Here is a 10,215-nt window from a genome sequence, read left to right as displayed (position 1 = left end):
TGGGTGCATGACTGAGCCCGATCCCACGCCCGCGCTGCCCGACGAGGCCACCGAAGCCGACCGTGAGCGGGCGCTGCGCGCAGGGCTCACCGACTACGAGCTCGAGGACGAGGACCTTGCCCTCCTGCACGCCGGGGACGTCGGCGAGATCGGCGAGGAACCGGTCGTCGTCTTCCCGGTGCTCGCCGTCGTCGGCCGCCCCAACGTCGGCAAGTCGACGCTGGTCAACCGCATCCTCGGCCGCCGCGAGGCCGTCGTCGAGGACAAGCCGGGCGTCACGCGCGACCGGGTGAGCTACCCGGCCGACTGGTCGGGCAAGCGGTTCACGCTCGTGGACACCGGCGGGTGGGAGGTCGACGTCGCCGGCATCGAGGCCAGGGTCGCGCAGCAGGCCGAGGTCGCGATCTCACTCGCCGATGCCGTGATCTTCGTCGTCGACGCCACGGTCGGCGTCACCGAGACCGACACCCAGGTGGTCAAGCTGCTCCGCAAGGCCGGCAAGCCGGTCGTGCTCTGCGCCAACAAGGTCGACGGACCGGCCGGCGAGGCGGACGCGGCCAACCTGTGGTCGCTCGGCCTGGGTGAGCCGTACCCCGTCTCCGCTCTGCACGGCCGCGGCACCGGGGACCTGCTCGACGCCGCGATCGAGGCGCTTCCCGAGGTCTCCGCGCACGGCACCCCGATCCCCGACGGGCCGCGCCGCGTCGCGCTCGTCGGTCGCCCGAACGTCGGCAAGTCCTCGCTGCTCAACAAGGTGCTCGGCGCCGAGCGCGTCGTCGTCGACTCTGTCGCCGGCACCACGCGCGACCCGGTCGACGAGCTCGTCGCGCTCAAGGGCAAGCCGTGGGTGTTCGTCGACACCGCCGGCATCCGCCGCCGCGTGCACCAGACGTCAGGCGCCGACTTCTACGCCTCCCTGCGTACGCAGGCCGCGATCGAGAAGGCCGAGGTGGCCGTCGTCCTGGTCGACGCCTCCGTGAAGCTGACCGAGCAGGACACCCGGGTGATCACGCAGGTCATCGAGGCCGGTCGCGCTCTAGTCATCGCGTACAACAAGTGGGACCTCATGGACGAGGACCGCCGCCCGTTCCTCGAGCGCGAGATCGAGCAGGACCTCGTGCAGGTGCAGTGGGCGCCCCGCGTGAACATCTCCGCCAAGACCGGCTGGCACACCGACCGCATGGTGCCGGCACTCGAGCGCGCGCTCGAGTCGTGGGACATGCGCATCTCGACCGGGCGCCTCAACGCGTTCCTGGGCGAGCTCGTCGCGGCCCACCCCCACCCCCTGCGCGGAGGCAAGCAGCCTCGCATCCTGTTCGCCACGCAGGCCTCGACCCGGCCTCCGCGGTTCGTCATCTTCGCCACCGGCTTCCTCGACCCCGGCTACCGCCGGTACATCGAACGTCGCCTCCGCGAGACCTTCGGCTTCGAGGGCACGCCCATCTCGATCTCCGTGCGGGTGCGGGAGAAGCGCAAGCGGTGACTCTCGACGGGCCGGTGCAGCGGCGACGGCCTCTGCTGAGGCTCGGGCTGCCGCGCGACCCCGCGTCGAGCAGCCACATCACCGGCTTCCTGGTGATCACGCTGGCCACCGTCATCGTCACGCGCCTGCTGCTCAGCCTCACCGGCTTCCCGCAGCTGGGCGGCGGGGGAGTGCACATCTCCCACGTGCTGTGGGGTGGCCTGCTCATGGCTCTGGCGTTCGTCGTGCTCATGACGTTCCTCGGTCCGGTCGTGCGACGGTTCGCCGTCCTGCTCTCCGGCATCGGCTTCGGGCTGTTCATCGACGAGGTGGGCAAGTTCGTCACCTCCGACTACGACTACTTCTGGGAGCCGACGGCGGCGCTCATCTACCTGGTCGTCATCGCCCTGGGCCTGTTCGCCGACGTGCTGCAGCGCCGCCACCCGCGCGACCCCGCGGAGTTCCTCGCCGCCGCCGCCGACCAGGCCGTGGCGGGTCTGGCGGGGGGCTTCAGCGCCCGTGAACGCACCCGGGCGCGCTGGTACCTGTCGCGGGCCGGCGACGCCCCAGGGGCCGACGCGGTGGGCGCGCTCCTCGACGCCGTCGAGCACGACGCCGTCGAGGTGCCGGACCCGATCGGAGCCCTCTCGCAATGGATCGTGCGGGCGTCCCGGTGGCTCGTGCGCGCCCGCTGGGTGCCGTGGGTGACCGTCGCCGTGCTGGTCGCGACCTCGGTCGTGACCCTGGGACGCGGCATCTACGGCTGGTCCGCCAGCGCCGACGAGCCGGTGTGGCTGGTGGTAGGGATCGTGCTCAGCGGACTCGCGTCGACCGCGTTCGCCGTGGTCGGACTGGCCAGGGTCCGCCGTGACCGCGAGGCGGGCTACCGCTGGTTCCGCCGCGCCGCACTCGTCGCCCTGCTGGTGACGCAGATCTTCCTGTTCCGGCTCTCGCCGTGGGACGCCACCATCGGGCTCGCGGTCGACCTGGTGATCCTCGCGGTCGTCGCCGCCGAGCTCGACGTGATCGCCGGTGACCGGACCACCTCGCCCGTGGGGTAGAGTTTCGGAGGCTTCTGCGGGAGCCATCGGGCTGTGGCGCAGCTTGGTAGCGCACTTGACTGGGGGTCAAGGGGTCGCAGGTTCAAATCCTGTCAGCCCGACGTATCAGGCCTGGTGAGACGGTGTCTCACCAGGCCTGAGATTTGATCGGCGGGCCGAAGCCCCACGCAAATCCCACACTTTCGATCGGTCCGCGCGGCGGCAGCCGAGGGTGTTGTGCAGCGTCGTGCCTGGTGGGAGCGGTAGCGCGGCCAGCGGCGGACCGCCCGCGGGGCGGCGGGTCGCAGGTTCAAGTGCGGTGAGGCCGCTCTATCTGGCCTGGTGAGGCGCTCGAGCGCCGTCTCAGACTTGATCGACGGGCGCGGGCGGTCGCTGGTACTCGCCGACTCGACCCCGTAGCCCAGCTACGTTGGCCTCGGTGAACGGTGCCGTACGCGGCCCCGCAGTCTCCCCGTCCGCTCGGCCCCGGCGTCCGGCGCCGAGCGGACAGATCCCGGGCACGACGGGCCTCAGGCGGAGGGGAGCGCGTCGGCCGGTGCGAGCCGTGTTGCGTGTGCTTCGGGGTTGAGCCTTACCGCCTCTCGACGACGAACACTGAGCCGTAATCGACGTCGATGCCTGCTTGGTTTTCAGCCGTCGTTGACGTCTTCCAGACCGACGCGTACGGCCGTGGGGTCTGCCGCGGGAGGAGGTCAGAGTGTCACCTATCCGTGCAGCAGACCCACGCGATCTCGGCTGGCGGGTGCTCACGTCGTACAGTCAAACGGTGAGCACAGCATCGTGGTGGCTATCACTGAGTCCTCGCCGGAGGAGGAGGAGCGGATGCACGGAGCGCTCCTGACTCATCATCCAGAACATGGAGCCGCCCTTCGGCTCGCCTTGACGGCGACTGAAGACTTCCGCGAGGACGGCGGAGCGAACCCTCCGACCCGCTCGCCGCAGCCGCGCGATCGAAACGAAGCATTGGGGACTCGACAGCGCTGCGAGATGGTCATCGATGTGGTTGCAGCCCGTCGAGTATCGTGCCGAACGTGGTCGAAGATGCGAATCGCGCGCCCATTTCGACGGTGGACGACCTCGCGACGACCCTGAAGAAGAACCCGTCGACCGTTCTGGCGATATTCACTGCGGTCGGGTTCCTCGTGGGCGCCGCCAGTCTCCTGGGGATGGCTTGGGGTGTAGGAGCCACGGTGGCGGACTTTGGGCTCGACCTTAGAGGCACGGTCACGGTCGCGGCCAGTTCGGTCATCTATCCGTTGGTTCTCCTCGGCGCCGTCCTCTCGCTTGACTCGCTGTTCCGCGACGGGCGCCTCCTTGATCGATGGACACCGTGGTCGAGCATCGGCGCTTTGGTCGTCTTTGGTGCTCTCGTAGCCGTCGCCGCCCGCTTCCTGTTCGGCGACGCGCTCTCAGTAGGGACGTTGGTGGGCGCCGGGGTCGTAGCGGTCGCTGGAGTGCTCGGAGTTTCCCTCATATTCCCGAGCGAGGCGCCATCATCACAGGCGTTTGCCGTGCTCGGCTCGCTGCTTCTCGTGATATCCCTCTTGGCGTCGGCCTGGAGCAGCTACCGCTGGGGGCAGGCCATCAGCGACGGCAGCTACCGCGACCTTCGAGCTCCGATCCTGATCGACCTCACGGTGACCACTTCCAGGGGCTACATAGCGCACGATCACGTCTCGGCGTGCGTCGATCGGGTCGGACAACGTCTCTTCGTTGGTCAGGACGCGCGACTCTCACTTGGAAGCCCCGAAGGCTTCGTGATCGTCAACTGTGAGCGGCAGGACATCACGGGGCTGTTCGCCAAGCCGTAGGTGGCTGGTGGCGGTACTTGCGCTCGATCGCTTCGGTCGCCGATATGGAACGTCTTCTAGTGGAGGACGGTCTGACCGGAGCGCTCTCCTGCGCGTACGCGACAGGAAACGGTACTCGCAGGCTGTGCCGGAGAGGCTGCCGGAGTGGCGCGACACAGTCGTCGGGCTGCGTTCGGACGCCTCGAGGCATGGCTACGACGCTCAAGCGGTCGCCTTCCTCGACGCACTGCTCATCGTGCTCGACGGATGGCCGGCGGATCTGCCGCTCGACAATCTCTACCGGCCCTTCCTCGGCATCGCAGTGCAGATGGCCTCCGAAGAGCAGCCCGAGCACGCAGCGACCACCCTGATAGTTCGTCACCGCCGTCAAGATCATCGCGCATCAGGGCGTTGACCTCATTAAGAGCAGATCTATACGATCTTCGACGCCCTCAACTTGGGCGACTGTCGCGGTCGGAGCGCAACAGAGGCCGCCGACAAGTTCAAGGGAAAGGCCAAGCAGAAGGACGGCCTGCCGCCCTGGGCACGGGTCGAACTGGGCGTCGTCGTGGCCTGCTGCTCAGCTGCGAAGTCCGCCCTGAACGAGCGCAACGAGGCGATCCATTCGGTCTTCGTCCACCTGCTCTCGTCCGGCGCATGGGAGCCCCGCGCGAAGGCCACCAACGGCAAACGCTCGATGCGGCCGGTCGACCTAGCGCGCTACGGACGACGTCTTGAAGCCCTCAGAGCCGCGAGTCGTGACGCGGTCGAGTCTGGCTGGGCCTGCTCCCGTTGCTGGCCCCACAGGTCTACGACCAGAGGTTCGGCCCACTCGCGGGTGATCTCGTCCTCCTGCACGAGGGCGGAGGATGGCCGGTGAAGCCTACGGGCGAGGACCTTGCGGGGCTGCGTAGCGCCTTCGACAGGCGCTACGCGCCTGGGGCTTGATCCACCCCTGTCCACGGATCGCGTCTCACGTCCGGTTTCACAAACCGCGCACCACGCTGGCCGCCGAGCCTCGGGCGAAGAGTGCTCGCTGCGAGGGGACTGCTGCGGGGTCACTGCCACTGACCATCCAGCCCTGCAGCTGCCAGCCCGTAGCTCCGTTCGAGCGGCGCGTGCCGGCCGACGGGGCGAGCTCTGCTGCGCCACGGAGCAGTGTCTCCCTGGCGCCTGCCGCGTTCTGCGCTCAGCCAGCCACTGGGTTCGGACTGGTCGTTCCCGGCCTCGGCCCCCCGTCGACGCCCGACCTGAAGACGAACTGTCGGACCCGGTTCACGACGGGCGCGAGCTCCCCGCAGGTCAGGTCCACCCATCCCCATTCGCTCGTCGGGATCTCCAGCCATGCGCGGCTCTCGGGGTCCCAGGTCCCGACGATGTCGGCGAGGGTGCGTTTGGGTGCGCTGGAGGCGATCTCGGCGAGGAGGCGCTCGCCAAGTGCGGGTCGCCCGGTGGCGATCGCAAGGAGCAGCCGGGCGGAGCGGAGCTGCTCCGGCTCGATCAGCGCCTTGAGCAGCCGGTAGGTGTTCAGGTAGCGCTTGAGAGCTCGCGGCGATCGTGCGAGCAACGGCGCGAGCCGGCTGATCTCCGCGCGTTCGTCGACAGCGAGGTCGATCTGCTGCGGGGGTGACGTGCCGAGCGCGACGTCGCGCGGTAGATCGGGTGGCGCGGCTTGCGCCGATGTCTGCGGTGAGCCGCCGGATCGAGGTCGCTGCTGCGACCCGGGGGTCGCTGACGATGCGTCGACGAGCGGTCGCCGGCTCGCCGGTGCGGCTTCGGCCAGCAGCTCGCGAGCCATCCTTGACGCCGCCTGGGGCGTCGGGCTGTCCAGCCAGACGGGCAGCTGGAAGATCTTCTCGAGGTAGTTGTCCGGTGTGACGTCGCCGGAGAGCATCGTGGGGTAGACCGAGGCGAGCGACTTGGCGATCCAGTGCGCGTCGACTGCGACGACGACGACGAACAGCGGGAACGAAAGAAGCATGGAGACCGACTCGAGCACTTTGACGACGACCTCCGGACGGCACCGGTCGAGGTCGTCGACGTAGAGCACCACTCGGTTCACGGTGTCGTCGCCGGGCACCTCGTCGCTGGTGATCTTGTCGTTGTGCTTCTTGACCGCGCCGGAGATGACGTCGAGGTCGCGCCGGACGATTCCGATCAGACCGAGCCGCTCGCGGTACTCGTCGGCCTGGTCGCGGCTCACCAGGTAGTCGGCGAGGACCTGGTCGGGGGAGGTGGCCTTGGCCGCCTCGCGCTTCTGCGCGAGGACCGCCTCCGTGCGACGGAGGTTCTGCTCGGCCTCGATCGCCTGTTTCGCCGCCTCGGTGGCGGCGTTCTCTCTGGCCTCGGCCTCTTCGAGCCGCTTCTGCGTAGCGCTCGCGAACTGGCTCAGCCACCGCAAGATCGTGGCGATAGCGGTGGCGCCCACTGACAGCACCCCGACGAGCCCCGCCAGCTGCGCCCGGAAGAACCACGCCGTCACGGTGAGGACGACGGCGACCACCACACCGATGAGGACGAAACGGATCAGCCCGAGCCGCTCCTGGTCCCGACCGAGCAGGTCGCGGGTCGCCCTCGCGGATCGGCGTGTCCGAGCCAGGTCGACCGCCGCCTTCTCGATCGACCCGCCGAGAGCCGTCAGGTCGCGATCATTGGAGGCGCCGAGCGCGGTCGCGAACCCGAGTGCGACGTGCTCACCCTTCTCGACCATCGTCACCTGGGCCGTGTCCGCAACCTTGCGGGCATCTGCCACGGCTTCCTCGGCACGGCGCACGTCCTCCTGCGCCTGCTCGACCGCCCCGACGAGTCGCCGGATGCGCTCCTCCTCGTACTTCGTGAGCCCGTCCGTCGGGATCTGCAACGGGCGGCCGCCTCCCGTGCGGGGGGCTGCCAGCTCACGGATGAGCTGCTCGAGCATCCCGGCCCAGACGTCCGCGCCGGCGTACTGCCACGCGTTGAACCGCACCTGGGAGACATTGCGCCACGCCCACAGCTGCGCCTGCGGTCGGCCCGACTCGCGCGACTCGTCGCACAGCTCCTGGATCCGTCGCTGCAGGTGGCCCATGAAGAAGCTCTTGCCAGAGCCCCAGGCGCCGAACAGACCCACGGACAGCGGCGGCTCGACGGCGCGGGCCGCGACGACAGCGGCGAGCGCTTCCACGGTCGGCCGGATGTCGAGCAGGTCCTCACCGTCGGGTGCGTCCGATGTGTAGGACGTGAGCCGCAGCTGGGCTGGGGAGTCGATCCGCCACAGCCGCACGAAGCCCCGACCGCCGACCGCCAGCGTCCGCTCGTCCGGGCCGAGCGTGACACCGGTGATCTCCTCACCCTCGGCCATGGCCCAGCGGGCGACGACCGACGTCCCGCGGATCAGTGCGACCTGGCGCGTCGAGGCGGCCACGACGAGCTGCTCCGCGGCCGCGATGAACTCGATGCTCTCGCCGGCGAAGGCCCCCACATATGTTGCGGACGGGTCGTCGCCTTTGTCCGCGAGCCACGGGATGACAGCGACGGATCCGTTGCCGCGGCCTACGTACACGTGATCGGCCGTGGCGGCGATGCAGGTCGAGGGGGATCCCGTCGGTCCGCCGCGCGGCCGCTCCCATGGACGATCGTGACCGCCGGTCACGATCCACTCGTCGCGGAGGAAGGCGACGCGTTCGCCGTGGACGGCCACCAGGTCTTCCGGGCTGTCGTAGCCGTCTGGTAGCGCCTTCGGGACGTCGCTGTCGACCCGGCCCCACAACGCCGAGTCGCTCGCAGGCGCCACGACGATGACGTCCCCCGCGATCGCCGCCGCCCTGCCTCCTGGCCAGGCTTCGAGCACGCTGTACGGGCCGCCGGCCCGGTCGAAGAACAACACACCTGAGTCGTCACCGAATGCCTGGACGACTCCCAGGCCCCGCGACGTCCAGCCCAGGGCCACGACCCCGAAGCCCTCGCCCGACGGGAGGGCGGGCGACAACGACCGGCCCTCGCCGATGTGGAGCACACGGCTGAACACACCCGCCCACCGACCCACCAGACGACCGTCCGGGGCCACGTCGACCGCAAGGACGTTCGAGGTCATGCCCTCGACGTACCGACCTGGAAGGTCGACGACGGGCGGGATCGCGCCGAGCGACATCGCCACGAGGCGGGCACGACGGCGGAGCACCTGCAGCCCGACGGGTGACAGGAAGTCGGAGATGTTCGGGGTGACCTCGGAAGCGATGCCGCCAAGCAGGCCGCTCGACTGAGCTTCGCTCGCCACGTCATCGTCGAGCAGGCACCAGCCGAAGATCGCGAGGCGTCCAAAGATGGTGGTGTCGTCGCGGAACAACCGAACGAGCTCTCGCTGCCACCTGTCCGCCGTCTGACGGCGGATGTGCACCGGGACCCACCTGTCCGGCGCCTCCTGCCGCATAGGGCTCGGCCACGAGGGTCGCCGCCACGGCCACCCCACGAGGTAGTCGTCGCGGTGGCTCGCCAGCAGTGCGTCCACGAGCTCGGTGACCGCGACCGGTCCACCACCGACAGAACGGACGGCAGCAGTCGTCGACGCCGACCACTTCACCTTGGTGGTCGGCACCTCGTCCAACGACTCGACAGCGGTGGCCTGGAGGCTGGACAACGGCTCGGCACCGCCGCCGCGCGACCCACCCGCCGACGCCGGCGGGAGCGGGCCCTGGTCGCCGGTTTTCGGCAGCCTCGTGGCACGAGACGACGAGGACCCCGGCGCTGAGGGGCCTGGCGCTTCGGACATGGCCCCACGGTAGACCCGGCCCTAAAGGCCACACGCAACCGGCTAGGTCGGATAGCCGGGAACCGACACCGTCGCGGGCCACCGTAACCAGCGTCTCGCGCTCGTGGGTCACCGGGTCGATGGTCACCTTCATCTCGTACGGGACCGTGACGCTCTGCCCAGTCGGGGACAAGACAACTGATCCGCGTAGGGCCGCAGCATCAACGCGAACCTTGCCCGTCCTTGCCACTCCGCTAGACGCATCAGTCGCCGTGACGGTCACCTGCAGCGAGCCCTTGACCGGCGCAGGACTCGGCGGGCGTGACCGAAGATGCAGCGGGGCTTGTGCGAAGAGGACGGCTAGCCTCCCTGGCCACGGGTGAGGAACTGCCGTGAACTCCCCGGCGTCGCTGGCCACGCTCGAGTGTGGCGCGGGCGGACCTGCGCAGGCCAGAGCCTCGCCGGGGTTATGCAGCACGTCGACGGAGAGCAAGGGGAGCTGGGCCCGTACCTGTCGTGGTCAGAGTGCCGGCGCCCGCGGGTCGTGGCAGTGGGCGCGACGCTGACCGAGGACGTGGTGTAGCTCGGCACTCACGTCGCCGTGTCGCTTCCCGGTGGGCAGCTGCAGCGATGAGCGGCTGTGTCCGGCGATCGTGGTGTTCGCGACGCCGGCGCACACCCGCTCGCGTCATCGGCTGCCGGTCTGGGCCGAGTTGCCATAAGGCGCTCATCGCCCCTTGACCTTGCAGCCGGGCCGTGGAAACGTTCTGCCCGAATCGTCCTGTATAAGCATGGGGGCCTTGACAGGCGCAGCGATGGTGGGGCGGAGGCCTGATTCGCGATCGTAGCTCCGATGACTCGGCGGAATGACCCGCCGTCGACTGTCGCTCCCTATTGGGGGTCACCCTCAAATCGTGGACCTGCGGCTGCTGCGGCGGATCGCGAGACAATGCCCAGACCCGTCACAAGTTGCTCCACACTCAAAACACCTGGGAGGAACCATGACGGACGAATCTGGCGGACCAGGTTGGTACCGGTGCCGCGTGCTGCGCACCGGACCGGCCGAGGACGGCAACATCTACGTGATGCTGACACATGACCACCCCAATAAGGTCTTCGAGGGTGCGTAGTTCGCCGCCGCAGAGCTTGTGAGGCGCGAGATGCTCGCGACCGCCCTCG

The 10,215-nt window shown here is 69.2% G+C and carries 5 protein-coding genes and 1 tRNA gene; 5 read left to right on the top strand and 1 reads right to left on the bottom strand.

All coding sequences use genetic code 11. From position 1 onward, the window contains the following. Positions 1-7: 7 nt before the first annotated feature. The 5 genes from der (at position 8) to HP550_RS20450 (ending at position 4,728) form a co-directional block, all read left to right on the top strand. Positions 8-1,483, top strand: coding sequence for a ribosome biogenesis GTPase Der (der, locus tag HP550_RS20470; protein WP_175349540.1), 1,476 nt, complete (start codon positions 8-10; stop codon positions 1,481-1,483). Then, a complete protein-coding gene (locus HP550_RS20465) occupies positions 1,480-2,523 on the top strand; it encodes a hypothetical protein (RefSeq protein ID WP_175349539.1) in 1,044 nt (347 codons plus the stop codon). Before der ends, HP550_RS20465 begins: the two co-directional genes overlap by 4 nt. A gap of 27 nt (positions 2,524-2,550) precedes the next feature. Next, positions 2,551-2,624 (top strand) — tRNA-Pro (locus tag HP550_RS20460). Between the two features lie 966 nt (positions 2,625-3,590). Continuing rightward, a complete protein-coding gene (locus tag HP550_RS20455; RefSeq protein ID WP_210768358.1) occupies positions 3,591-4,334 on the top strand; it encodes a hypothetical protein in 744 nt (247 codons plus the stop codon). A 124-nt stretch (positions 4,335-4,458) separates the two neighbouring features. Next, on the top strand, positions 4,459-4,728 hold the full coding sequence (locus HP550_RS20450; protein ID WP_175349537.1) for a hypothetical protein: 270 nt from the start codon (positions 4,459-4,461) through the stop codon (positions 4,726-4,728). A gap of 774 nt (positions 4,729-5,502) precedes the next feature. On the opposite strand, the gene HP550_RS20445 is transcribed toward HP550_RS20450, so the two are convergent. Continuing rightward, the gene (locus HP550_RS20445; RefSeq protein ID WP_175349536.1) at positions 5,503-8,925 is read right to left on the bottom strand and encodes a P-loop NTPase fold protein; all 3,423 of its coding nucleotides are present in this window, start codon (positions 8,923-8,925) and stop codon (positions 5,503-5,505) included. Between the last annotated feature and the right edge of the window lie 1,290 nt (positions 8,926-10,215).

The sequence above is a fragment of the Cellulomonas humilata genome (genome assembly GCF_013359775.1).
Classification (GTDB): domain Bacteria; phylum Actinomycetota; class Actinomycetes; order Actinomycetales; family Cellulomonadaceae; genus Cellulomonas; species Cellulomonas humilata.
The sequence above is the reverse complement of the archived record's forward strand: the minus strand, read 5'-3'. Positions and strand labels throughout refer to the sequence as shown.

Excerpts from the sequence above, each read along its gene's own strand:
- der (WP_175349540.1), top strand. The coding sequence starts at position 8 with ATGACTGAGCCCGATCCCACGCCCGCGCTGCCCGACGAGGCCACCGAA.